Raw genomic sequence first — 22,610 nt, 5'->3', positions numbered from 1 at the left:
CTTCCCGGGCCGGCTCCTGCCACAATCCGGAACGCTCCACTCCATCACGACCCCCCACACCTTGACTCCCTCCCCGCTCCCCCGGGGAGGGGCCCAAGGCCCGCACGGCCTTTCTCTCCCGTCCCGCCTCCTTGATTGGCCTGCCCATGACCGAAACAGTCCCCTCGGGGTCGCCGATGGCCCAGTCCGTCGACTCGTCCGGCCGGATCGAACTGGCCCCCGGGGCCTTCCCCGCCGACAGTCCCTTCGCCAACGAGGACCTGCGCCCCGTACCCGTCTCCGAACGCAAGTGGACGACGTACAACTTCGCGGCGCTGTGGATCTCCATGGCCCACTGCATCCCCAGCTGGACCCTGGCCTCCGGCCTGGTCGCCCTCGGCATGGACTGGAAGCAGGCCGTCTTCACCATCGCCCTGGCCAACGTCATCGTGCTGCTGCCGATGCTGGCCACCGGGCACGCCGGACCCAAGTACGGCATCCCGTTCCCGGTGCTCGCCCGCGCCTCGTTCGGTCTGCGCGGGGCGAACATACCGGCCATGATCCGGGCGGCCGTGGCCTGCGGCTGGTTCGGCATCCAGACCTGGATCGGCGGCAGCGGCATCTTCGCCCTCGGCTCCAAGCTCACCGGCGGTCAGTGGGAGACCGCGGGGAAGATCGCCGGCAACCCCTGGCCGCTGTGGCTCTGCTTCATCCTCTTCTGGGCGCTGCAGATCGCGATCATCTACCGGGGCATGGACTTCCTGCGGCACTTCGAGAACTGGGCCGCGCCCTTCGTGATCGTCGGCGCCTTCGTGCTGCTGATCTGGATCGCGGTCAAGGCGGACGGGTTCGGCGCACTGCTGGACCAGCCGTCCAAGCTGGGCTGGGGCGCCGACTTCTGGCCGGTCTTCTTCCCCTCCCTCATGGGCATGATCGGCTTCTGGGCCACCCTCTCGCTGAACATCCCCGACTTCACCCGCTTCGGCGCCAGCCAGAAGGCGCAGACCTGGGGCCAGTCCCTCGGGCTGCCGACGACGATGACGCTCTTCGCGATCCTCGCCGTCCTCGTCACCTCCGGCTCCGAGGCCGTCTACGGCGAGGCCATCTGGGACCCGGTCACCCTCGCCGCCAAGGCCGACAACACCTTCGGTCTGCTCTTCGCCCTGATCACCGTGCTGATCGCGACAATCTCCGTGAACATCGCGGCGAACGTGGTGTCACCGGCGTACGACCTCGCGAACCTCGCGCCGAAGCTCATCAATTTCCGCACGGGCGCCCTGATCACCGGCGTCCTCGGCATCCTGATCTTCCCGTGGAAGCTCATCTCCACGCCCGAGTTCTACATCTTCACGTGGCTCGGCGTGGTCGGCGGACTGCTCGGCACGGTCGCGGGCATCCTCATCGCCGACTACTGGATCATCCGCCGTACGGTCCTGCACCTCGCGGACCTGTACACGGCGGGCGGTCGCTACTGGTACTCGGCCGGCTGGAACTGGCGGGCCATCGCCGCGTTCCTGGTGGGCGGCGTCCTCGCGGTCGGCGGCTCCTACTCGAGCGTGAACGCGGAGGGGGTCTCCTCCGGGCCGTTCCCGCAGGACGGCCTCATCCCGTTCCTCAAGCCGCTCGCCGACTACGGCTGGGCGGTGGGCCTCGCCGCCTCGATGCTGGTGTACGTGGCGCTGATGGCGGGGGAGCGGGAGAAGGCGAGAGCGACCGTCTGAGCCTGAGCCGACGGCCCTGACCGCAGTGGCGGTGGTCGTGCCGGAGACGTGCCCCTACCGGGCGCCCTCCAGCGCGGCCACCGCCTCCTTCGCCGCCTTGATGGCACCCTTGTTGATCTCGTCGGTGCCGGGGGCCTTCTGCGACTCGAAGTCGCTGCCGTTGTAGGTGACGACCACCAGGGCGTTGGCCACGCGCGCGTACACCACACCCTCGCGGGTCTGCTGCTTGTCCTCGGTGGTGAGGTTCACGACGGAGTAGGCCGCGTCACCGAGACCGGGCACCGCGCCGCCGCCGCTCTTCTGCGACATCCGCTCCTTGTAGGTGGTTTCGGCCTTCGCGTCCGTTTGGTGAATCTCGTACGAGATGTCCAACCAGCGGTAGTCGTAGCCCTTGAGGGCGTTCCAGGAGCAGGTGCGGCGCACGGAGTCGTCGGTCGACGCTATTTCCTTGCCGGCCGTCTTGGCGCCCGGAACAAGGGATTTGACCGATTTCGCCGCGATGGCGCCGCAGGGCGAGGGTGCCTTCGCATACGTCTTGGTCGCGGCGGACGTGGCCGGCGCGGACTCGGAGGTGGAGATGGGCCCGGACGCGGTCTCCTGCGCGGACTCCTTCCCCGCCGGGCTCGTGTCCGACGAACCGGACGACAACGCCCAGCCTGCCGTGGCGAGTACGGCGACCGGAAGCAGACGCACGGTGAGGGCGAGCGGCAGAGGGAGATCACGCACAGCGCACTTCTCGGGGTCGTGGCGGCGGTGCCGCCGGTCGGTGGGGTACGTCAGTGTCACACGACTGCCTGTGGGGCGAAAGTGCGACCTCGCTCTGTGTATACGTGGTGACCGGCCCTCACCGTTCAGTCGCACGGCGACTTTCCGGACTCCCGGCTTCCGCCGGACGCGCGTGTCAGGATCGGGCCCATGATCCCGACACCCCGCCGCACCACCTCCCGCGCCTCCCTGGCCGCCGCGCTGATCCTGACCGTCGGCGGCTGCGGACTCGGGGCGGAGATCGACCGCGAGGTGAACCCCGACCGCGACCTCCCCTCGACGTCGGCCGCGTCCGCGGGAACCGAACGCCCGGCGGGCGTGCACGCCGACGAGCTGCCCGGTGGCGTGCATGCCGACGAGCTGCCCGAGGGAGTGCCCTCGAGCGTGGACGTGCGGCCCACGGAGGCACCGTCGGCCGACCCCAAGGACGCCTGCCCGTCCTCCGGGGTGCGGATGCTGCCGGGTCTCGTGGAGGCCGCGATGGGACTGCGCGCGATGACGGTGACGCTGACCAACTGCGGCACGAAGCCGTACACCGTGAACGGCTACCCCTCGGTCCAGGTGCTCGACGAGGACCGCGAAACCGTCGACGTGCGCGTGCTGCGCGGCCCGCAGGAGATCACCACGGGTGTGCCCGACCCGGGCCCGCACGAGGTGACGCTGAAACCGGGTGAGTCCGCGACCACCTCGCTGGTCTGGCGCAACACCGTCACCGAGGCGGACGTCCCCGCCGTCAACGCCCCCTACCTGCGCGTCGCCACCGCGAAGGGCCGCCCCGCCCAGGTACTCGCCCCCGACGGCGGCATCGACCTCGGCACCACCGGCCGCCTCGGCACCGGCGCCTGGACGAAGGCGCAGGACTCTTAGAGTTCCGAACAAAAGGGGAGCCCGGCTCGCGGCGTCTGGCACGCACGCTCGCCGCGTTGCCGAAAGCCCCTGGTAGCTCCTCCCCCACTCTCGGCTCCGCTCGAGCGGGGGACCCCCATCGAGGAGCTTCCGGCGCCTTGCGATCGCACGCACCAGACGCCGCGAGCTGATCGGACTCCCCTTTTGTTCGGAGCTCTTAACCGGTTGCACCGCGTTCACGGCGATCAGCACCCTTGAGGCATGACCCGGTTACCTTCCCCAGCATCCGGATCCCCTTCCCTGCGCGAGGAGATCCTCGCCTACTACGAGCGGGGCGGCGAGGACACGCGCCTCACCGAAGGCGCCGGACGACTGGAGTTCTGGCGCACCCAGGAGCTCCTGCGACGGTTCCTGCCCGACACCCCCGCGCGCGTGCTCGACGTCGGGGGCGGCACGGGCGTCCACGCGGCCTGGCTCGCGGGGGACGGCCACGAGGTCGAGGTCGTCGACCCCGTACCGATGCACGTCGAACGGGCGGGCCTGCTGCCCGGTGTCACCGCCCGGCTCGGGGACGCCCGCGCGCTGCCCGCCGAGGCCGCCGCGTACGACGTCGTCCTCCTCCTCGGGCCGCTCTACCACCTGCCCGAACGCCCGGAGCGGGTACGGGCGCTGGTGGAGGCCCGTCGTGTCGTCCGGCCCGGCGGTGTGGTGGTCGCGGCCACGATCAACCGGTACGCGGGCCTCAACGACACGCTTCGGCAGGGGAATTACTTCCTCCCGGAGCGTCGTGCGCGCACCGACGCGGTCTCGGCGGACGGGCGTCACCTGCCCTCGGCGGACGACCCCGTCTTCACCACCGCCTACTTCGCCGACCCCGCCGAGGTGCCGGGCGAGTTCGACGCGGCGGGGCTCGCGTGCGAGGGCCAGTACGGCGTGGAGGGCGTCGCCTGGCTGATGGGCGACGTGGACGAGTGGCTCGACGACCCCGAGCGGAGGGAGGCCGTTCTGGCGGCGACCCGGCGTATCGAGTCGGAGCCGTCGCTGCTGGGCACGAGCGGGCATGTGCTGACCGTGGGGCGGCGCGCGTGAGGTGGGCTGTCGGCGGCCCGTGTCACCGCGCGTCCGAGGGTGACTGAGGGCGCTGCGTACGATCGGCGGACGATCGGCGCGCTGTGAGGAGTCCTCCCGTGTTCACCACCCGACCGACGCTCCAGGGGACCTTCGGCATGGTGTCCTCCACGCACTGGCTCGCGTCGCAGTCCGCGATGGCCGTCCTGGAGGACGGCGGCAACGCCTACGACGCGGCCGTCGCCGCCGGTTTCGTCCTGCACGTCGTCGAACCGCACCTCAACGGGCCCGCGGGGGAGGTCCCCCTCGTCCTGGCGACGGCGGACGGCGAGGTCCGGGTCCTGTGCGGACAGGGCGTGGCGCCCGCCGGGGCGACGGTCGAGCACTACCGGGGACTCGGACTGGACCTCGTCCCCGGCACGGGCCCCCTGGCGGCCGCCGTCCCCGGCGCCTTCGACGCGTGGATGCTCCTGCTGCGCGACTACGGCACCATGGACCTCGCCGACGTCCTGAAGTACGCCATCGGGTACGCGGAGAACGGGCACGCGCCCGTGGAGAACGTCGGCGCGACCGTCGAGACGGTGCGCGACCTCTTCGAGAAGGAGTGGGTGTCGTCGGCGGAGGTCTACCTGCCCGGCGGCCGGGCGCCCCGCCCCGGCGAACTGTTCCGCAACCCCGCCCTGGCCGCGACCTGGCGGCGGCTGCTCGCCGAGGTCGAGGGAGCGGGCGACCGCGAGGCCCGCATCGAGGCGGCACGCGAGGTGTGGCGCGCCGGCTTCATCGCCGAGGCCCTGGTACGGCAGGCGGGGCGGCCCACCCTGGACACCAGCGGCGAACGGCACACCGGCACCCTCACCGCGGCCGACCTGGCCGCCTGGTCCGCGTCCTACGAGGCCCCGGCGACCTACGACTGGAACGGCTGGACCCTGTGCAAGGCCCGCCCCTGGAGCCAGGGCCCGGTGCTCCTCCAGCAACTCGCCCTGCTCCCGGACGAGCTGCCCGCGTACGGGTCGGCCGACTACGTACACCTGCTGATCGAGGGCTGCAAGCTCGCCATGGCGGACCGCGAGGCCTGGTACGGGGACGCCGCGCCGGTGCCGCTGACCGAGCTGCTGTCCGACACGTACAACGCCGAGCGGCGGGCCCTCATCGGCGACACGGCCTCGTACGACCTGCGGCCCGGCAGCCTCGGCGGGCGCACCCCCCGACTGAGCGCCCACGCGCGCGTGGTGGCCACCGACCAGCCCGGCTTCAACCCCATGGGGGCCGGGGAGCCCACGGTCGGCGGCGCCCGCGCCGGCATCGGGGAACCCACGGTCGCCAAGAGCCCCCTTTCCCCGGTACCGGGGGAGCCCGAGGTCGGGGCGGACGGGGGCACGCGGGGCGACACCTGCCATCTGGACGTCGTCGACCGCTGGGGCAACATGGTCGCGGCCACGCCCAGCGGCGGCTGGCTCCAGTCCAACCCCGTCGTGCCCGAGCTGGGTTTCCCGCTCGGCACCCGGCTGCAGATGACCTGGCTCGACGAGGGACTGCCGAACTCCCTCACCCCCGGCCGCCGGCCCCGCACCACGCTCACCCCCTCGCTGGCGCTGCGCGACGGGGTGCCCGTGATGGCGTTCGGCACACCCGGCGGAGACCAGCAGGACCAGTGGCAGCTCCACTTCTTCCTCGGCGTCGCCCTGCGCCCACCGGTCCGGGGCGGCCTCGACCTCCAGGGCGCCATCGACGCCCCGAACTGGCACAACGACGGCTTCCCCGGATCCTTCTACCCGCGCGGCATGCGCCCCGGCAGCGTCACCGTCGAGTCCCGCATGCCCGCGGAGGTCGTCGCGGAACTCCGTCGGCGCGGCCATGACGTCACCGTCGGCGAACCCTGGTCCGAGGGCCGCCTCTGCGTGGTCGCGCGCGACCCCGCGACCGGCGTGCTCTCGGCGGCGGCCAACCCGCGGGGCATGCAGGGGTACGCCGTCGGACGCTGAGCGGGGCCGCCGCCCGGCCGCGGCGGACCCGCTGTTCATGGTGATTCCATGCGGAGTGCACCCTCCCGGTGGGGATTGTCAGTGGTGCGTGCTGTGATGGAGGCATGATCGAAGACAGCGAAACCATCGACGAGTTTCTCGCCCGGCACGCCTCCGACGTCGAGGAAGCGATCCGCAAGGCGGCGGCCGCCGAGATCATGCCGCGCTGGCGGCAGCTCGCCGCGCACGAGATCGACCAGAAGAACGGCCCCCACGACCTCGTCACCGACGCCGACCGCAAGGCCGAGCTGTATCTGACCGAGGCGCTGCCCGCGCTGCTGCCCGGCTCCGTCGTCGTCGGCGAGGAGGCGGTCCACGCCAACCCCGCGTCCTACGAGGCGATCCGCGGCGACGCACCGGTCTGGATCGTCGACCCGGTCGACGGCACCCGGCAGTTCGTGCACGGCGAGCCCGGCTTCTGCACGCTCGTCGCCCTCGCCCTGGACGGCGTGGTGCGCGCCTCCTGGACGTACGCGCCCGCGCTCGACCGGCTCGCCGTGGCGATACGGGGCCGAGGGGCCACGCTGGACGGCGAGCCGCTGCACGCCGGTCCGCCCGAGGCCGGCCGCGACCTCGACGTGGCGACCTCCCACCCGGACTACACCACGGAGGAGCAGAAGGCGGCGCTGCTCGGCCTGTGGACGGAGGGCGTCGCCCCACGCCCGTGCGGGTCGGCGGGGCTGGAGTATCTCGCCGTCGCACGGGGGCGGTTGGACGCGGTCGCGTTCTCCTGGGAGGCGGCCTGGGACCACGCGGCGGGCCTGCTCCTCGTCGAGGAGTCGGGCGGAGCCCATCTGACCCTCGCGGACGAGCCCTTCCGCATCACCGGCGGCAACACCCTGCCGTTCACCGCGGCCCGGGACGCGGCCACGGCTCGCCGGGTGCGGGGGTTGCTGTCGGGCGGAGCCTGAGCTGGCAGCTGCCGCTGCCCATGCGGATGTCGATCACCTCGAACACGGCGGGCGTGCCGTCCGGTGGCCACTGGCACTCGGCCCGCAGGAGGATCAGAGCGTCCACGAAGCCGGGCACGGACAGACCGAGGTCCACGAACACCCCGGTCACCCCGGGGCCCCACGGGGAGACAGTGAACGTGCCGGGCAGACGCCCGCCGACGGGGACGGGGCCACTGTCGTGCCGGACATCGCACTGGCGGTGGCTGCGGGCCCGCCCCCACGCCAGGTCGAACTCCCGCTCGGTGACCGGCACCGCCTCCGCCGGTTCCGCTACTGGCCCCGGCCAGGCCGTGCCGTACACGACCTCGTACAGCTGGACGGCGAGCCCACCGCCGACCTGCCGGACCTCCTCCCGTTCGGCCGGGTCGGCGGCGATCAGGGCCACCGGCGCCCCGCCCCGGAAGGAGATCTGTCGCAGGACCCGCCCGTCGTCCCCCAGCTCGAACCAGTGCCGGAGATCCCGCTCGTGGTCGGTGAAACGGAACCGGCGCGTCATGCGGCGCAGCCTACCCATGCTGTGGCTGTCGGTGGTCGGGCATATCCTGAGCGCAGGTTCGCCGCCGGGCGGAAACCCGTTCGCGGCGCTCGATGACCATCGGCTGACGAAGGGGTCCGAACGTGCCGGCGATGCTCGACGCGGTGGTGGTGGGGGCGGGGCCGAACGGCCTGACGGCTGCCGTGGAGCTGGCCCGCCGCGGCTTCTCCGTGGCGGTGTTCGAAGCCAAGGACACGGTCGGCGGCGGTGCCCGCACCGCCGAGCTGACCCTGCCCGGCTTCCGGCACGACCCCTGCGCGGCGGCCCACCCCCTGGGCGTCAACTCGCCCGCGTTCAACGGGATGCCGCTGGCCCGCTACGGCCTGGAGTGGCTGCACGCCGAGCTGCCCATGGCGCACCCGTTCCTGGACGGCTCGGCGGCCGTGCTGTCGCGTTCGGTGGGGGAGACGGCCGCCTCGTTCGGGCCGAGGGACGCGGGGGCGTACCGCAGACTGATCGAGCCGTTCCTGCCCAAGTGGGACACCCTGGTGCGGGACTTCATGTCGCTGCCGCTGTCGGCGCTGCCGCGCGACCCGGTCACCCTGGCCCGCTTCGGCCTCGTCGGACTGCCCCCCTCCACCTGGCTGATGCGCCGCTTCAAGGACGAGAAGGCCAAGGCGCTGTTCTCCGGGCTGGTCGCCCATGTCATCGCCCCGCTCGGCGGGCTCGCCACCGGCGCCGTGGGCCTGGTCTTCGCGCTGGCCGCGCACGCCGCCGGCTGGCCGGTCGCCCGCGGCGGCTCCCAGGCCATCTCCGACGCGCTCACCGCCTATCTCAAGGACCTCGGCGGCACCGTCCACACCGACTACGAGGTCAAGCGGCTCGACGATCTGCCGCCCGCGCGCGCCTACGTCTTCGACACCTCGCCCACCGCCCTGGCCCGGATCGCCGGCTTCGGAAGCTTCTACGAGTCGTACCGGTACGGCGCGAGCGTCTTCAAGCTCGACTACGCGCTGGACGGCCCCGTGCCCTGGACCGCCGAGGAGGCGCGCGCCGCGGGCACGGTCCAGGTCGGGGCGAGCAAGGCGGAGATCAGCACCGCCCTGGACGCCGCCGCCCGGCACGGCCACGCCCCCGACCGGCCGTTCCTGATCACCGTGCAGCCCAGCCTCGTCGACCCCACCCGCGCCCCCGAGGGCAAGCACGTCTTCTGGGCGTACGGCCATGTGCCGAACGGCTGGACCGGAGACTTGACGGACGCCGTGGAGCGCCAACTGGAGCGTTTCGCACCAGGTTTCCGCGACCTCGTCCTCGCCCGCGCCACCGCCGGACCGCCCGAACTCGCCGCGCACAACGCCAACTACGTCGGCGGTGACATCGCCTGCGGCGCCGCCTCCGGTCTCCAGCTGCTGCTCCGTCCCAAGCTCACGCTCCAGCCGTACCGCACCCCGCATCCGGCCGTGTTCATCTGCTCGTCGGCCACCCCGCCGGGCCCCGGAGTGCACGGAATGTCGGGGCACAACGCGGCCAAGGCGGTGTGGCGGAGACTGCGTCAGGAACGCTGACGGGCCAGTAGCACGCATATGCGTGCATCAGTAGGCAATATCAAGTCACAAAACGAAAAAGGTCTTCACGCTTTCTTCGCATGAATGTCCAAGTGGCAGGGGTAAGTTGCCGCCATGAAAGCTCGGAGATGGGATGTCCGCTCCGGCTCGCGGCAAGCCGTGCGCCTCGCGGATCTCGCTCAACTCGTACGTGCGCCAGCCGCGTTAAGCGTGCCGGGTGACATCCTCGCGGGGGCCGCGGCAGCAGGACGTCCGCTCAGCGGTCCGACGCTGGGAGTCATGGGGTCATCCGTCTGCCTCTACTGGGCCGGCATGGCCCTCAACGACTACGCCGACGCCACGATCGACGCCGTCGAACGCCCCGAGCGGCCCGTCCCGTCGGGCCGCGTCCCCCGCGGTACCGCCCTCGCCGTCGCCGGTGCGCTCACCGCGGCGGGCCTCGGGCTCGCCGCCGCCTCGGGCGGCCGCCGCAGCCTTCTGGCGGCGCTGCCGCTGACCGGCGTGATCTGGGCCTACGACCTGAAGCTCAAGTCGACCCCCGCGGGAGCGGCCGCCATGGCCTCGGCCCGGACCCTGGACGTCCTCTCCGGCGCGCTGGCCGCCGCCCGCCCGGGCGGAACCGGCAGGGCACTGCTGCGCGGCGCCGTCCCGGCCGCGCTCGTCGGCGCCCACACGTACACGCTGTCCGCCCTCAGCCGCCACGAGATCTCCGGCGCTCCCGCCCGCGTGCCCGCCTCGACCCTCGCCGCCGCCACGACCACCGCCCTCGCGACGGCGCTGCCCGCCGTCCGCACGGCGATCGTCTCCGCTCGGGCCGGGACGGCGGAGCCGTCCCGGGGGCGCACAGCCGCGACCGCCACCCAGCGGTACCTCGGCAGCCATCCCACCACTCGGTCGGCCACCACTCGGTCGGCGGCCACCCGGGCCGTCGTCGTCGGCGCCGGAGCCCTCGCCTACCTCGGCACCTACGGCACGGCACAAATCCGCGCCCTGCGGGAGCCGTCGGGCGAGAACGTACGGCGGGCCGTCGGGGCCGGCATCCTCGGGTTCCTGCCACTCCAGACGGCGCTGACCGCGCGCAGCGGCGCCACGGTCGCTGCGGCCGCCCTCGGCGTCGCCCACCCCCTGGCCCGGCGGCTCGCCCGGCGTGTCTCCCCCACCTGAACCACCCCCTCGACCAGCACAGACCTCCGCAGGAGGAACGCCGGCATGACCGCGCCCCCCACCCCCCTCCGATTCGGTTACGGCACCAACGGCTTCACCAACCACCGCTTGGGCGATGTCCTCACCGTCCTCGCCGACCTCGGCTACGACGGCGTCGCCCTCACCCTCGACCACGGGCACCTCGACCCGTACGCCCCCGACCTGCCCCGACGTGTCGCCGAGATCGCCCGGGACCTCGACCGGCACGACCTCGACGTGACCCTGGAAACCGGGGCGCCCTACCTCCTCGACCCCTGGGGCAAGCACCAGCCGACCCTGATGTCCGACGCGGCCGAACACCGGATCGACCTGCTGCGGCGCGCCGTACGCATGGCCGCCGACCTGGGCTCGCCCACCGTCCACCTGTGCAGCGGACCCGCACCACATGACGGACTCCCGGCGGGGGACGCCTGGAAGCGGCTCGCGGCGGGAGTGGAGACCGTCCTGGAGACCGCCGAGGAGTACGGCGTCTCCCTGGCGTTCGAGCCGGAGCCGTACATGTTCGTCGACACCGTCGAGCGATGCCTCGAACTGGCCGAACTCGTCGGCGGGCATGAGCTGTTCGGGATCACCCTCGATGTGGGGCACGCCCACTGCGTGGAGGAGCGGACCGTCCTGGAGTGCGTGCGGCTCGCAGCGCCGCGTCTGCTCAACGTGCAGATCGAGGACATGCGGCGCGGAGTCCACCAGCACCTCGAATTCGGCGCGGGCGAGATCGACTTCCCGCCCGTGCTCGCCGCCCTGCGGGAGCTCGGCCATCGCGGACTGGTCTCCGTGGAGATCCAGGGCGGCTCCCTCGACGCCCCCGACGTGGCCCGCCGCTCCATCGAGTTCCTGCGCGCGGCAGCGGCCTGACCCCCCGCGACACCTCCTTCCGCTCCCTCCGCTTCCCCTCCCTCCGCTTCTCTTCCCTCCCCGCCTCCTTTCGCTTCCCTCCTCTTCCTCCCTCTCCCTCCCTCTTCTCTTCCTCTCGGGTTTCGCTCCCTCCACCCCCCCACCGGAGGCTGTTCCGCCATGGCGTCCCTCGGCATGCCCGCAACTCCGCCCCCCGATCCCCGGACCGTCCTCTCCCGCCATCCGCTCGAACCAGCCGCCCGCTCATGGCTCGCCGACGCGGAGGCGCGGATCGCCGCGCGGCCCGCCGCCGTGCGGGCCCTGTTCCCCGCCGCCCGCAGACACTGCGGACGCGCCCGGCTGGACGCCCACTGGACCGCCGACGAGGCCGCCCGTGCCGTCCTGCTCACCGCCCTGCCCCTCACCGGCGCACCCCTCGCCACCGAACTGGCGGGCCTCTTCCGCCACGGCGACCCGGCCGAGCAACGGGCCGTCCTACGGGCCCTTCCCCTCCTCGACGCCTCCACCGAGGGCGGCGGCGAACCCCTCGCCGACCTCGCCCTCCCTCTCGTCCGTGAGGCGCTGCGCGGCAACGACAGCCATGTCATCGAGGCCGCCCTCGGGCCGTACGGCGCGGCCCGGCTCCCCGACGCCGAGTACCGCCAGGCCGTGCTCAAGTGCGTCTTCCAGGAGATCCCGCTCGACCGGATCGCCGGGCTCGACATCCGCACCGACGCCGAACTCGCCCGTATGCTCGCCGACTTCGCCCACGAGCGGGTCGCCGCAGGCCGGGACGTCCCGCACGACATCTGGCCCGTCGTCCGGGCCCATCCCGCCCGCGCCGCCCTCGTCGAGCGGCTCACCGCCGAGACGCGGGCCGCCGTGCCCGAACGCCGCGAGGCCGCCGTCCGCGCACTGAAGGAGCTTTCTTAGTCCCGCGGGACCCCACCGAACTCGCCCCGCTCCCCGAAGAACACGAGGAAGAGCAGAACGTGCGCATCTTCGACCCCCACATCCACATGACCTCCCGGACCACCGACGACTACGAGGCGATGCACGCGGCCGGGGTCCGCGCGGTCGTCGAGCCGGCCTTCTGGCTCGGCCAGCCCCGCACATCCCCCGAGAGCTTCTACGACTACTTCGACGCGCTGCTGGGCTGGGAGCCGTACCGGGCCGCCCAGTTCGGCATCCAGCACTTCTGCACCATCGCGCTCAACCCGAAGGAGGCCAACGACCCGCGCTGCCGGCCCGTCCTGGACGAACTGCCCCGCTACCTCGCCAAGGACCGGGTGGTCGCGGTCGGCGAGATCGGATACGACTCCATGACACCGGAGGAGGACGAGGCGCTCGCCCTCCAGCTGCGACTCGCCGTGGAACACGGCCTGCCCGCGCTCGTGCACACCCCGCACCGCGACAAGGCCACCGGCACCCGCCGCACCCTGGACGTCGTACGGGAGTCGGGCATCGCCCCCGAACTCGTCGTCCTCGACCACCTCAACGAGCTGACCGTCGGCATGGTGCTCGACAGCGGCTGCTGGGCCGGGTTCTCGATCTACCCGCGGACCAAGATGAGCGAGGACCGCATGGTCGCCATCCTCCGGGAACACGGCACCGACCGCGTCCTCGTCAACTCGGCCGCCGACTGGGGGCGTTCGGACCCGCTCAAGACCCGCAGGACCGCAGACGCGATGCTCGCCGTCGGCTTCGACGACGACACCGTGGACAAGGTCCTCTGGCGCAACCCCGTCGGCTTCTACGGACAGAGCGGCCGACTCGACCTCGACGAGCCCAAGCCCGACGAGGAGTCGAGCTTCCAGGGCAACTCCATCCGCCGCGGCGGAGAGTGAGCGCCCGGCCATGCGATTCCGGCACCCCGACGGCAGCCCCGTCCACCTCGGCTACTGCAGCAACGTCCACCAGGCGGAGGACCTCGACGGAGTCATCGGCCAGCTCGCCGCGTACGCCGAACCCGTGCGCGAACGCCTCGGCGTCGACCGACTGGGCATCGGCCTCTGGCTCGCGCGTGACACGGTGACCCGGCTCGTCGACGACGAGGACCAGGTGCGACGCCTCCAGGGCGAACTCGCCGCCCGCGGCCTGGAGACCGTCACCCTCAACGCCTTCCCCTACGCCGGGTTCCACCGCGAGGTGGTCAAGAAGGACGTCTACCTGCCCGACTGGGCCGACGAGGCCCGGCTGCGCCACACCCTCGACTGCGCCCGCGTGCTCGCCGCCCTCCTCCCCGACGACGTCGCCCGGGGGAGCGTCTCCACCCTGCCGCTGGCCTGGCGCACCCCCTGGCCCCCGGACCGCGCCGAGACCGCCCGCCGCGCCCTCGACCGGCTCGCCGCCGGACTCGCCGCGATCGAGTCCGACACCGGCCGCCGCGTCCGCGTCGGCTTCGAACCGGAGCCCGGCTGCGTCGTGGAGACCACCGCCCAGGCCGTACGGGAGCTGCGTGGACTCGACCCCGACCGGCTCGGCGTCTGCCTCGACGCCTGCCATCTCGCCGTGCAGTTCGAGGACCCCGGGGCCGCCCTCGCCCGCCTCGCGGACGCCGGGCTCGCGGTCGTCAAGCTCCAGGCGTCCTGTGCCGTCGAGGCCACCGACCCCGCCGATCCCGCCGCCCGCGCGGCCCTGCGGCGCCTCGCGGAGCCACGGTTCCTGCACCAGACCCGTACGGCGTCCGCGCCCGAGGCCCCCGTCCACGCCGTCGACGACCTGCCGGACGCCCTCGACGGCGGCCTGCCCACCGGCACCGGGCCCTGGCGTGTCCACTTCCACGCCCCGCTGCACGCCGACCCCGAGCCACCGCTGCGCACCACCGCCGACCAACTGACCGCCGTCCTCGGGGGACTACTCGGCGGCACCTCCGTCCACTGCGACCACATCGAGGTCGAGACCTACACCTGGTCCGTCCTCCCCGAGCCGCCCGCCGGCCTGGCCGGGGGCATCGCCGCCGAACTCGCCTGGGCCCGCGACCGGATGACCGGCCTCGGCCTCAAGGAGGACCACCAGTGAGCACCCCACCGTCGAGCACGCCACCCTCAAGCACACCGTCCGCCCGTACACCGTCCGTGAGTTCTGCGTCAGCGGGCACACCGTCCGTGAGTACCGCGTCAGCGAGCACGCGGTCGGCCGGTGACCCGCCCGCGCGCCGGCTCGTCGTCCTCGACATCGTCGGCCTCACCCCGAAGCTGCTGCGGCACATGCCCGCCGTCGCCGCCCTCGGCGAGCACGGCTTCCGGGCCCGTCTCGACCCCGTCCTGCCCGCCGTGACCTGCACGGTCCAGTCCACCTTCCTCACCGGCGAACCCCCCGCCGGGCACGGCGCCGTGGGCAACGGCTGGTACTTCCGCGACCTCGGCGAGGTCCTGCTGTGGCGGCAGCACAACGCGCTCGTCGGCGGCGAGAAGATCTGGGACACGGCCCGCAGGACCGCCCCCGACTACAAGGTCGCCAACATCTGCTGGTGGTACGCGATGGGCGCCGACGTCGACCTCACCGTCACCCCCCGCCCCGTCTACTACTCCGACGGCCGCAAGGAACCCGACTGCTACACCTGGCCGCCGTCCCTGCATGACGAACTCACCGACCGGCTCGGCCCGTTCCCGCTGTTCACCTACTGGGGCCCCAACGCCGGAATGCCCTCCACCCAGTGGATCCTCGGCGCCGCCCGCCAGGTCTTCGACGAACACCGGCCCGATCTCACCCTCGTCTACGTCCCCCAACTCGACTACGAGCCCCAGCGGTCCGGCCCCGACTCGCCCGAGACCGCCGAGAGCGCCCGTCGGCTCGACGAGGCGCTGCGCCCGCTGATCGACCACTTCCTGCGCGAGGGCGCCACGGTCGTCGCGCTCAGCGAGTACGGCATCACCCCCGCCTCCCGCCCCGTCGACATCAACCGCGCGCTGCGCCGCGCCGGACTCCTCGACGTGTACACCCAGGACGGCATGGAGTACCTCGACCCGTGGACCTCACGGGCCTTCGCCGTCGCCGACCACCAGATCGCCCACGTCTACGTCCGTGACCCCGCCGACACGGCCCAGGTCGCCAAGCTCCTCGCCGAACTCGACGGCGTGGACGAGGTGCTGGACGCCGAGGGCAAGCAGACCCACGGCCTGGACCACGAGCGTTCCGGCGAACTGGTCGCGGTCGCCGACCCCGACGCCTGGTTCACGTACTACTACTGGCTCGACGACGCGCACGCCCCCGACTTCGCCCGCCAGGTCGAGATCCACCGCAAGCCCGGCTACGACCCCGCCGAGCTGCTGTACGACGACACCGTCCCGGCGGTGAAGCTCCGCGCGATCGGCCAGGTGGCCCGCAAGAAGCTCGGGCTCCGCTACCGCATCAGCACCGTCCCGCTGCGCCCCTCCGGTGTCAGCGGCAGCCACGGCCGGCTGCCCGCCGACCCGGACGACGGCCCCGTCCTGCTGTGCTCCGCACCGGACGAGGCACGCGAGGCATACGCCGCGACCGAGGTCAAGCAACTGCTGCTGACCCTCGCGGGCCTCTCCACGACCGACGCCCCCCACACAGACACCGACACCCCCCACTCAGTCACCGACACCCCCCACTCAGTCACCGACGCGAACTAGGAACGGCACACCGCGATGACGACGCACCCCCCGCTCCCCACCGCCCGCCCCCTGCTCGACCCCGCCCCCGAGTACGCCAAGTGGCAGGCCGAGGAGCCGATCCGCCGTGTGGCGCTGTGGGGCGACAGCAGCCCTTGGGTGATCACCCGGCACGAGCATGCCCGCACGGTGCTCTCCGACGCCCGCTTCAGCTCCGACGGCACCCGCGACGGCTACCCGACCATGCGTCCCCAGCCCACCCCGCGCACCCCCGGCCAGATCTTCATGATGGACGGCCACGACCACAACAGGCTGCGGCGCATGCTCATCAGCGACTTCACCCACCGCCGGGTCGAGGCGCTGCACCCCTCCGTCACCCGGCACGTCGGGAACCTGATCGACGCCATGACGGCCGACGGGGCCGGCGAGGCGGACCTCGTCGAGGCGTACGCGTTGCCGCTGCCGTCGCTGGTGATCTGTGAACTGCTCGGCGTGCCCTACGAGGACCACGCGTTCTTCCAGCACCAGGCCCGAACCTTCCTCACCATCGGCACCAGCCCCCAGGAGGCGATGGCCGCCCGCGCCAAGCTGTACGACTACCTCGGTGCACTGCTCGCCCGACGGACCGAGGAACCCGCCGACGACCTGCTCTCCCGGCTCGCGACGGAACGGGTGGCCACCGGCCAGGCCACGGTCGAGGAGGCCGTCGGCGTCTCGTTCGTGCTGCTCCTCGGCGGCCACGAGACCACCGCGAACATGATCGCCCTGTCGACCGTGGCGCTGCTTCGCGACCCGACGCAGCTCGCCGCGCTGCGCGCCGAACCCGCGCTGTGGCCGGGCGCGGTGGACGAACTGCTGCGGTACCTGACGGTGGTGCACTCGGGCATGCGCAGGGTCGCCACCGAGGACGTCGAGGTGGGCGGCGTGCTCATCCGCGCCGGCGAGGGCGTCATCGTGCCCCTCCAGGCGGCCAACCGCGACCCCGACGTCTACCCCGACCCGGACCGGCTGGACGTCACCCGGGACGCGTCCCGGCACCTCGCGTTCGGGCACGGGGCCCACCACTGCGTCGGCGAGTCCCTCGCCCGCGCCGAACTGGGCATCGCCCTGCCCGCCCTCTTCGACCGGCTGCCGGGCCTGCGCCTGACCGCCGACCCCGAGGACTTCGCGCAGCCGCTGAGCCCGGTGCACGGGGTGCGGTCCCTGCCGGTCGCCTGGTGACGTGACCGACGGGGCGTTCGGCGCCCGTGTGGAGGACTGACACATGCTGCTATCGGAAATCATTCGCTGTGCTCCGGCCTTCAGGCCGGGGGGAAGCGAATCCTGTGGCCGCGACGCGGAGCGTCGCGGTGGCGTTCCGGCGGAGCCGGACCCTGCTTCGTGACGGTGACGGGTCGTTCACCTGTTCCCGGTGACGACGTGGGTTCGACGTGCCTAGTGTGATCGTCATGCAGCTCCGGTACGCCTTCAGGCTGCACCCGAACGCCGCTCAGCAGGCCTCGCTGGCCAGGGCGTTCGGGTGCGCACGCGTCGTGTTCAACGACGCCGTGCGTGCCCGCGAGGACGCCCGCCGGGCTGGGCAGCCGTTCCCGACAGCCGGTCAGCTGTCCACACGCCTGATCACGGAGGCGAAACGGACGCCGGAGCGCGCCTGGCTGGGCGAGGTTTCGGCCGTCGTCCTTCAGCAGTCCCTGCGGGATGCGGAGGTCGCCTACAAGAACTTCTTCGCCTCCCTCAAGGGCACCCGGAAGGGGCCGAAACTGGGCGCGCCCCGGCTCAAGTCCCGCAAGGACGCCCGGCAGTCGATCCGGTTCACCGCCAACGCCCGCTGGAGCATCACCGACCGGGGGCGGCTGAACCTGCCGAAGATCGGCGCGGTCAAGGTCAAGTGGTCCCGCACCCTGCCAGCCACCCCCACTTCCGTCACCGTCGTCAAGGACGCGGCAGGCAGATTCTTCGCCTCCTTCGTCATCGACACCGACCCCGCAGTCGACCAGGCGCGCATGCCCGCAACCGACCGCACCATCGGCATCGATCTCGGCCTGACGCACTTCGCGGTCCTGTCCGACGGTACGAAGATCGACTCCCCGCGGTTCCTGCGGCGCGCGGAGAAGAAGCTGAAGAAGACCCAGCGGGAGCTGTCCCGCAAACAGAAGGGATCCAAGAACCGGGCGAAGGCCCGTCTGAAGGTCGCCCGCGCCCACGCGGCAGTCGCCGACGCGCGCCGTGAGTTCCACCACCAGCTCTCCACGAAGCTGATCTCCGAGAACCAAGGGATCGCCGTGGAGGACCTGTCGGTGGCGGGGCCGGCGCGGACGAAGCCGGCCAAGTCCGTGCACGACGCCGGGTGGGCACAGTTCGTCAGGATGCTGGCGTACAAGGCGGAACGGTACGGGCGGACCCTGGTCACGATCGGCCGGTTCGAGCCGACTTCCCAGACCTGTTCCACCTGCGGCGTAAAAGACGGCCCCAAACCCCTGAACGTGCGGGAATGGACCTGTAGCGCCTGCGGTACAGTCCACGACCGGGACACCAATGCCGCGATCAACGTGAAGACGGCCGCCGGACTGGCGGTATCGGCCTGCGGAGCGCCGGTAAGACCGGGAGTGATCCCGGCACAGCGCGAAGAAACAGGAAGCCACGGATTCCCGACCGGAAACCGTGCCGCCATAGGGGCACCCCTGCTCGAACGTAGTTGAGAGCTTGGGGGAGGCACAGTCTCCGGTGGGGAAGGCCGGAATCCTCGCCTTCAGGGCGAGGAGCATGTCAAAGAGGTGGTCATGACCAACATCACCCTCGTCCAGGGGGACATCACCCAGCAGTCCGTCGACGCCATCGTGAACGCCGCGAACTCCTCCCTCCTCGGTGGGGGAGGAGTGGACGGCGCGATCCACCGGCGCGGCGGCCCCGCCATCCTGGAGGACTGCCGCAGACTCCGTGCCTCGCACTACGGCAAGGGCCTGCCGACGGGGCAGGCGGTGGCCACCACGGCCGGAGCGCTGGACGCCCGATGGGTCATCCACACGGTGGGCCCCGTCCACAGCCAGAGCCTGGACCGGTCCGCCCTCCTCGCCTCCTGCTACCGCGAATCCCTCCGGGTGGCCGACGAATTGGGCGCCCGCACGGTCGCCTTCCCCGCCGTCTCCGCCGGCATCTACGGCTGGCCCATGGACGACGCCGCCCGCATCGCCGTCGAGACGGTCCGCTCCACCGAGACAGCGGTGGAGGAGGTCAGGTTCGTCCTGTTCGACGAGCGGGCGTACGAGGCGTTCGCGTCCCAGGTCGGCTGACGGGACCCGCCTCCAGGGAGTTCTGCCGGGGGACCCGGACGGTGGAACGGGCGACGGGCCCCCGGAAGCCGTCGCGGGGCGGCGGAAGCGGCTGGTCAGGGGTGCCGGACGCGGCGGTGAGGGGGCGGCCGTCGGCCCGGGAACCGGTTGCGGGGCGCTTCGGCGGCTCCCACGGTGAGCCCAAGGACAGCCCGACCCGCCCCCGAAAGGAACGTCCATGCGTGCCCTCGTCACCCGCGGCCTCCTGCTGCCGCCCCTGATGTGCGCCACCCTGGTCGGCACGCCGGCCGGCACCGCCGCCGCGCTCGTGGACGCGGGCCGCGAGGCGAGGGGACCCCACGCAACGGGAACCGCCAAGGCTCCCGGACCCGATGTGGACGCCCTCCTGGCCCGGTTCGACGCGCTGGAGGCGGAATTCGACGCGCTCGCCGACCAGGCGGAGGCGGAGGCGGAGGCGCTCGCGGCACAGAAGGAGGCGGAGGCCGAAGCGCTCGCGGCGCAGCGGGAGTCGGTCGCCGAGGCGCTCGCGGCGCAGAAGGAAGCCGAGGCGGACGCCCTCGTCGCCCGGAAGGAGGCGGAGGTCGACGCGCTCCTCGCGCGGCTCGATGCCGCGTCGGACGTGCTGGTGACCCGGATCGGGACCCTCGACCGCATGGATCGCGGCAATGTACTCGCCCCGCTGCTGCGCGAGTTGACGACGCTCGCACAGTTGGAGGGCGACCGGCTCGAACCGGCCGCTGCCGCCCGCCACGCCGACGCCGTGAAGCGGGCCCACGCCACCGTGCAGAAGCGGCTGCGGACCCTGCACGCCACCACGCCGGTCACCCTTCAGCACGCGCCCGCGGCGGCAACCCCCCACCGCACCACCCCGGTCGCCCCCTACCGTGCGCCCGGCCTGGTCACCCCGTACCGCGCCGCCGCGGCGGCCGACCCGGTCGCCGATCTCCTCGCCGCGCTCCAGTCCGCCGTCGACGGCCTCCTCGAGACGCTGACCTCGCTCGACCTGGGCGCTGTCCTCGGCGCGGTGACCGGACTGCTCTCCCCGGTGCTCGGCGTGGTCACCGGCCTCCTGCAGCCGGTCCTCGGCGTCGTCGGCGGCCTCCTGGACGGAACACCGCCCGCACTCTCGGCCCCGCTGCCCGCGTCCTAGTCGCTCGTCTCGCAGTTCCTCGTCTCGTGGTTCACAGGAGTGTCGCAACGCGGACCAGGTCAGCGACTGCTCGGAGGCGGCTGTTCGGCGGCCAGGCGATCACCGTTGTCACAGGCGGAGCGTCCAGGACCCGCACTGCGGCGAGGTCCCGGCGCAGGTCAGCTCCGGCTGACTCGGGAATGACCACGGTGGTACGGCCGAGCGCGATCAGCTGGAAGAGCTGTGTCAGGTTTCGTATCTCCGGGCCTGATCCTTCTGGGTAGTCGCCGCCGGGACCGGGCCAGCGGGCCATCGGCAGCTCCGGCAGCGTGGTGACGTCGGCCATCCGGACCTGGGAGCGGAGGGCGAGCGGGTGTGAGGCCGGCAGGATCGCGACCTGTCCCTCGGTGTACAGGGTTTCGGTGTCGAGCCCGGCCGCCGAGTCGAAGGGCAGGTGCAGCAGAGCCACGTCGGCTTGTCCCTCCCGCAGCAGCCGCCGGTGCTGGTGCGCCTCGCAGATCAGCAGATCGACGGTGGCCGCGCCGGGTTCCGCGGCGTAGGCGTCCAGCAGTTTCGTCAGCAGCTCGCCACCGGTGCCGGATTTGACGGCGAGGACGAGGCTGGGATGTGGCTTGGCGGCCCGTCGGGTGCGCCGCTCAGCCGCGGTCACCGCGCTGAGGATCTCGCGTCCTTCGGCCAGCAGCACGGCTCCGGCCTCTGTGAGCGTGACCTTGCGGCTGGTGCGTTCCAGCAGTGCGGTTCCGAGCCGCCGCTCGAGCTGGGTGATCGTGCGGGACAGCGGCGGCTGGGCTATCCCGAGGCGCTGGGCGGCCTTGCCGAAGTGCAACTCCTCGGCGACGGCGACGAAGTACCGCAGCTCGCGTATTTCCATGGGTCCAGGCTAGGACGGCAGGTGGCTGATCGATATCGCTCGGGTATCGCTGCACTACCGAGCGGGTGTTGGTGCCCGGCCGCGGCACAGGCATGCTCGCTTTCATGAGCGAGAAGACGATCGCGTTGGTCACTGGCGCGAACAAGGGAATCGGGTACGAGATCGCGGCCGGGCTGGGTGCGCGGGGCTGGAGTGTCGGTGTCGGCGCCCGGGACGAGCAGCGCCGGAAGGACGCTGTGGCGAAGTTGCGTGCGGCTGGTGCTGACGCGTTCGGCGTGCCCTTGGACGTGACCCACGCCGGGAGCGTGGCCGCCGCGGTCCAACTGATCGAGGAGCGGGCAGGACGGCTGGACGTACTGGTCAACAACGCCGGCGTTGCCGGCGGCTGGCCGGAGGCACCGACGACCATCGACCTCGAGACCGTGCGGCGACTGCTGGAGACCAACGTCCTCGGCGTCATCAGGGTCACCAACGCGATGCTGCCCCTGCTGCTCCGTTCGGCGCACCCGCGGATCGTCAACCAGTCCAGCCACGTCGGCTCCCTGACACTCCAGACCACGCCCGGCGTGGACCTAGGGGGGATCAGCGGGGCGTACGCGCCGACGAAGACCTACCTCAACGCCGTGACCATCCAGTACGCCAAGGAGCTGAGCGGCACCAACGTCCTGATCAACAACGCCTGCCCCGGTTACGTCGCCACCGACCTCAACGGATTCAGCGGGACGCAGACCCCCGAGCAGGGCGCGGCGATCGCCATCCGGCTGGCGACCTTGTCGGACGACGGCCCGACCGGCCAGCTGTTCGACGACAGCGGCGTCGTCCCCTGGTGACCTGACCTGGCCCCCGGTCCGACCCGCCCCCGGCCCGTCCTCCCGGCCCGGCGGCTCAGTCCCCCTCCGGCGTGTCGCTGATCCCCATCCGCAGGTGCTCCACGTGGTACACGGCCTGGTCCAGCAGCTCGGCGACATGGTGGTCGTGCAGCGCGTACACCACCGAACGGCCCCGGCGCTCACCCACCACGAGCCCCAGGTTCCGCAGCAGGCGCAGCTGGTGGGAGCACGCGGACTGTTCCATGCCGACCTCGGCGGCCAACTCGGTCGCCGGGAGCGGGCCTTCGCGCAGCCGGGCCAGGATCAGCAGCCGGGAGGGCGTGGACAGGGCCTGGAGGGTGGTGGCCACCTTCGCGACGTTGCCGGCGTCCAGACGCACGCGGGGGGCTGCGTCCTGCGCGGCGGCGGTTACGGCTCCATGACCCATGGCGAGTATCTTACCCATCGCATATGAAGGCA

The 22,610-nt window shown here is 72.3% G+C and carries 21 protein-coding genes; 17 read left to right on the top strand and 4 right to left on the bottom strand.

Going from position 1 to position 22,610, the window contains the following annotated elements; genetic code table 11:
- Positions 1 to 146: 146 nt before the first annotated feature.
- Positions 147 to 1,700, top strand: coding sequence for an NCS1 family nucleobase:cation symporter-1 (locus M8J73_RS05780; protein WP_055537534.1), 1,554 nt, complete (start codon positions 147 to 149; stop codon positions 1,698 to 1,700).
- 54 nt (positions 1,701 to 1,754) lie between these two features.
- Here M8J73_RS05780 and M8J73_RS05775 read toward each other — a convergent pair whose 3' ends face one another.
- A complete protein-coding gene (locus tag M8J73_RS05775; RefSeq protein WP_055537544.1) occupies positions 1,755 to 2,426 on the bottom strand; it encodes a hypothetical protein in 672 nt (223 codons plus the stop codon).
- 189 nt (positions 2,427 to 2,615) lie between these two features.
- Between M8J73_RS05775 and M8J73_RS05770 the strand changes: the two genes are divergently transcribed.
- From M8J73_RS05770 to M8J73_RS05755, 4 genes are all read left to right on the top strand, one after another.
- Positions 2,616 to 3,332, top strand: coding sequence for a DUF4232 domain-containing protein (locus M8J73_RS05770; protein WP_055537533.1), 717 nt, complete (start codon positions 2,616 to 2,618; stop codon positions 3,330 to 3,332).
- A gap of 240 nt (positions 3,333 to 3,572) precedes the next feature.
- Complete coding sequence (locus tag M8J73_RS05765) at positions 3,573 to 4,400, top strand: class I SAM-dependent methyltransferase (protein ID WP_055537532.1); 828 nt, start codon at positions 3,573 to 3,575, stop codon at positions 4,398 to 4,400.
- A 98-nt stretch (positions 4,401 to 4,498) separates the two neighbouring features.
- On the top strand, positions 4,499 to 6,361 hold the full coding sequence (locus tag M8J73_RS05760) for a gamma-glutamyltransferase family protein (RefSeq protein ID WP_249828315.1): 1,863 nt from the start codon (positions 4,499 to 4,501) through the stop codon (positions 6,359 to 6,361).
- Between the two features lie 104 nt (positions 6,362 to 6,465).
- Positions 6,466 to 7,311: an inositol monophosphatase family protein gene (locus M8J73_RS05755; RefSeq protein ID WP_249828314.1), complete on the top strand. Its 846-nt coding sequence runs from the start codon at positions 6,466 to 6,468 to the stop codon at positions 7,309 to 7,311.
- On the opposite strand, the gene M8J73_RS05750 is transcribed toward M8J73_RS05755, so the two are convergent.
- Entirely contained in the window at positions 7,247 to 7,849 is a 603-nt protein-coding gene (locus M8J73_RS05750) for a hypothetical protein (RefSeq protein ID WP_157873383.1), read from the bottom strand. The genes M8J73_RS05755 and M8J73_RS05750 overlap by 65 nt on opposite strands.
- Positions 7,850 to 7,980: 131 nt before the next feature.
- On the opposite strand from M8J73_RS05750, the gene M8J73_RS05745 reads away from it, so the two are divergent.
- The 11 genes from M8J73_RS05745 (at position 7,981) to M8J73_RS44700 (ending at position 20,450) form a co-directional block, all read left to right on the top strand.
- Positions 7,981 to 9,393 (top strand): phytoene desaturase family protein, encoded by a 1,413-nt coding sequence (locus M8J73_RS05745; protein ID WP_055542884.1) that lies wholly within the window; start codon positions 7,981 to 7,983, stop codon positions 9,391 to 9,393.
- A gap of 114 nt (positions 9,394 to 9,507) precedes the next feature.
- Positions 9,508 to 10,557 (top strand): SCO3242 family prenyltransferase, encoded by a 1,050-nt coding sequence (locus M8J73_RS05740; protein WP_283946323.1) that lies wholly within the window; start codon positions 9,508 to 9,510, stop codon positions 10,555 to 10,557.
- Positions 10,558 to 10,602: 45 nt separating this feature from the next.
- Complete coding sequence (locus M8J73_RS05735) at positions 10,603 to 11,451, top strand: sugar phosphate isomerase/epimerase family protein (protein ID WP_249828313.1); 849 nt, start codon at positions 10,603 to 10,605, stop codon at positions 11,449 to 11,451.
- Between the two features lie 174 nt (positions 11,452 to 11,625).
- Entirely contained in the window at positions 11,626 to 12,363 is a 738-nt protein-coding gene (locus tag M8J73_RS05730; RefSeq protein WP_249828312.1) for an EboA domain-containing protein, read from the top strand.
- Positions 12,364 to 12,422: 59 nt separating this feature from the next.
- Positions 12,423 to 13,277 carry a TatD family hydrolase gene (locus tag M8J73_RS05725; protein WP_055542324.1) on the top strand — a complete coding sequence of 285 codons (855 nt, stop codon included), beginning with the start codon at positions 12,423 to 12,425 and terminating at the stop codon, positions 13,275 to 13,277.
- 10 nt (positions 13,278 to 13,287) lie between these two features.
- The gene (gene eboE, locus M8J73_RS05720; protein ID WP_055542325.1) at positions 13,288 to 14,451 is read left to right on the top strand and encodes a metabolite traffic protein EboE; all 1,164 of its coding nucleotides are present in this window, start codon (positions 13,288 to 13,290) and stop codon (positions 14,449 to 14,451) included.
- 188 nt (positions 14,452 to 14,639) lie between these two features.
- Positions 14,640 to 16,031, top strand: a complete 1,392-nt coding sequence (locus M8J73_RS05715) for an alkaline phosphatase family protein (RefSeq protein WP_249828336.1) — start codon at positions 14,640 to 14,642, stop codon at positions 16,029 to 16,031.
- A 15-nt stretch (positions 16,032 to 16,046) separates the two neighbouring features.
- On the top strand, positions 16,047 to 17,231 hold the full coding sequence (locus tag M8J73_RS05710; RefSeq protein ID WP_249828311.1) for a cytochrome P450: 1,185 nt from the start codon (positions 16,047 to 16,049) through the stop codon (positions 17,229 to 17,231).
- A 227-nt stretch (positions 17,232 to 17,458) separates the two neighbouring features.
- Positions 17,459 to 18,709, top strand: a complete 1,251-nt coding sequence (locus M8J73_RS05705; RefSeq protein ID WP_249828310.1) for an RNA-guided endonuclease InsQ/TnpB family protein — start codon at positions 17,459 to 17,461, stop codon at positions 18,707 to 18,709.
- Positions 18,710 to 18,790: 81 nt separating this feature from the next.
- A complete protein-coding gene (locus tag M8J73_RS05700) occupies positions 18,791 to 19,300 on the top strand; it encodes an O-acetyl-ADP-ribose deacetylase (RefSeq protein WP_055542394.1) in 510 nt (169 codons plus the stop codon).
- A gap of 217 nt (positions 19,301 to 19,517) precedes the next feature.
- Complete coding sequence (locus tag M8J73_RS44700) at positions 19,518 to 20,450, top strand: hypothetical protein (RefSeq protein WP_274757585.1); 933 nt, start codon at positions 19,518 to 19,520, stop codon at positions 20,448 to 20,450.
- A 31-nt stretch (positions 20,451 to 20,481) separates the two neighbouring features.
- Here M8J73_RS44700 and M8J73_RS05690 read toward each other — a convergent pair whose 3' ends face one another.
- Complete coding sequence (locus M8J73_RS05690) at positions 20,482 to 21,321, bottom strand: LysR family transcriptional regulator (protein ID WP_055542392.1); 840 nt, start codon at positions 21,319 to 21,321, stop codon at positions 20,482 to 20,484.
- A gap of 92 nt (positions 21,322 to 21,413) precedes the next feature.
- On the opposite strand from M8J73_RS05690, the gene M8J73_RS05685 reads away from it, so the two are divergent.
- Entirely contained in the window at positions 21,414 to 22,151 is a 738-nt protein-coding gene (locus tag M8J73_RS05685) for an SDR family oxidoreductase (RefSeq protein WP_055542391.1), read from the top strand.
- Between the two features lie 55 nt (positions 22,152 to 22,206).
- On the opposite strand, the gene M8J73_RS05680 is transcribed toward M8J73_RS05685, so the two are convergent.
- Positions 22,207 to 22,578, bottom strand: coding sequence for an ArsR/SmtB family transcription factor (locus M8J73_RS05680; protein WP_249828309.1), 372 nt, complete (start codon positions 22,576 to 22,578; stop codon positions 22,207 to 22,209).
- Between the last annotated feature and the right edge of the window lie 32 nt (positions 22,579 to 22,610).

It is taken from the genome of Streptomyces neyagawaensis (assembly GCF_023516595.1).
GTDB classification, from domain to species: Bacteria; Actinomycetota; Actinomycetes; order Streptomycetales; family Streptomycetaceae; genus Streptomyces; species Streptomyces neyagawaensis.
This window is presented reverse-complemented; position numbering and strand designations above follow the sequence as displayed.

Coding starts and splice junctions, on each gene's coding strand:
- M8J73_RS05780 (WP_055537534.1), top strand. CDS start 147: ATGACCGAAACAGTCCCCTCGGGGTCGCCGATGGCCCAGTCCGTCGAC.
- M8J73_RS05770 (WP_055537533.1), top strand. CDS start 2,616: ATGATCCCGACACCCCGCCGCACCACCTCCCGCGCCTCCCTGGCCGCC.
- M8J73_RS05765 (WP_055537532.1), top strand. CDS start 3,573: ATGACCCGGTTACCTTCCCCAGCATCCGGATCCCCTTCCCTGCGCGAG.
- M8J73_RS05755 (WP_249828314.1), top strand. CDS start 6,466: ATGATCGAAGACAGCGAAACCATCGACGAGTTTCTCGCCCGGCACGCC.
- M8J73_RS05750 (WP_157873383.1), bottom strand. CDS start 7,849: ATGACGCGCCGGTTCCGTTTCACCGACCACGAGCGGGATCTCCGGCAC.
- M8J73_RS05745 (WP_055542884.1), top strand. CDS start 7,981: ATGCTCGACGCGGTGGTGGTGGGGGCGGGGCCGAACGGCCTGACGGCT.
- M8J73_RS05740 (WP_283946323.1), top strand. CDS start 9,508: ATGAAAGCTCGGAGATGGGATGTCCGCTCCGGCTCGCGGCAAGCCGTG.
- M8J73_RS05735 (WP_249828313.1), top strand. CDS start 10,603: ATGACCGCGCCCCCCACCCCCCTCCGATTCGGTTACGGCACCAACGGC.
- M8J73_RS05730 (WP_249828312.1), top strand. CDS start 11,626: ATGCCCGCAACTCCGCCCCCCGATCCCCGGACCGTCCTCTCCCGCCAT.
- eboE (WP_055542325.1), top strand. CDS start 13,288: ATGCGATTCCGGCACCCCGACGGCAGCCCCGTCCACCTCGGCTACTGC.
- M8J73_RS05715 (WP_249828336.1), top strand. CDS start 14,640: ATGCCCGCCGTCGCCGCCCTCGGCGAGCACGGCTTCCGGGCCCGTCTC.
- M8J73_RS05710 (WP_249828311.1), top strand. CDS start 16,047: ATGACGACGCACCCCCCGCTCCCCACCGCCCGCCCCCTGCTCGACCCC.
- M8J73_RS05705 (WP_249828310.1), top strand. CDS start 17,459: ATGCAGCTCCGGTACGCCTTCAGGCTGCACCCGAACGCCGCTCAGCAG.
- M8J73_RS05700 (WP_055542394.1), top strand. CDS start 18,791: ATGACCAACATCACCCTCGTCCAGGGGGACATCACCCAGCAGTCCGTC.
- M8J73_RS44700 (WP_274757585.1), top strand. CDS start 19,518: ATGCGTGCCCTCGTCACCCGCGGCCTCCTGCTGCCGCCCCTGATGTGC.
- M8J73_RS05690 (WP_055542392.1), bottom strand. CDS start 21,321: ATGGAAATACGCGAGCTGCGGTACTTCGTCGCCGTCGCCGAGGAGTTG.
- M8J73_RS05685 (WP_055542391.1), top strand. CDS start 21,414: ATGCTCGCTTTCATGAGCGAGAAGACGATCGCGTTGGTCACTGGCGCG.
- M8J73_RS05680 (WP_249828309.1), bottom strand. CDS start 22,578: ATGGGTCATGGAGCCGTAACCGCCGCCGCGCAGGACGCAGCCCCCCGC.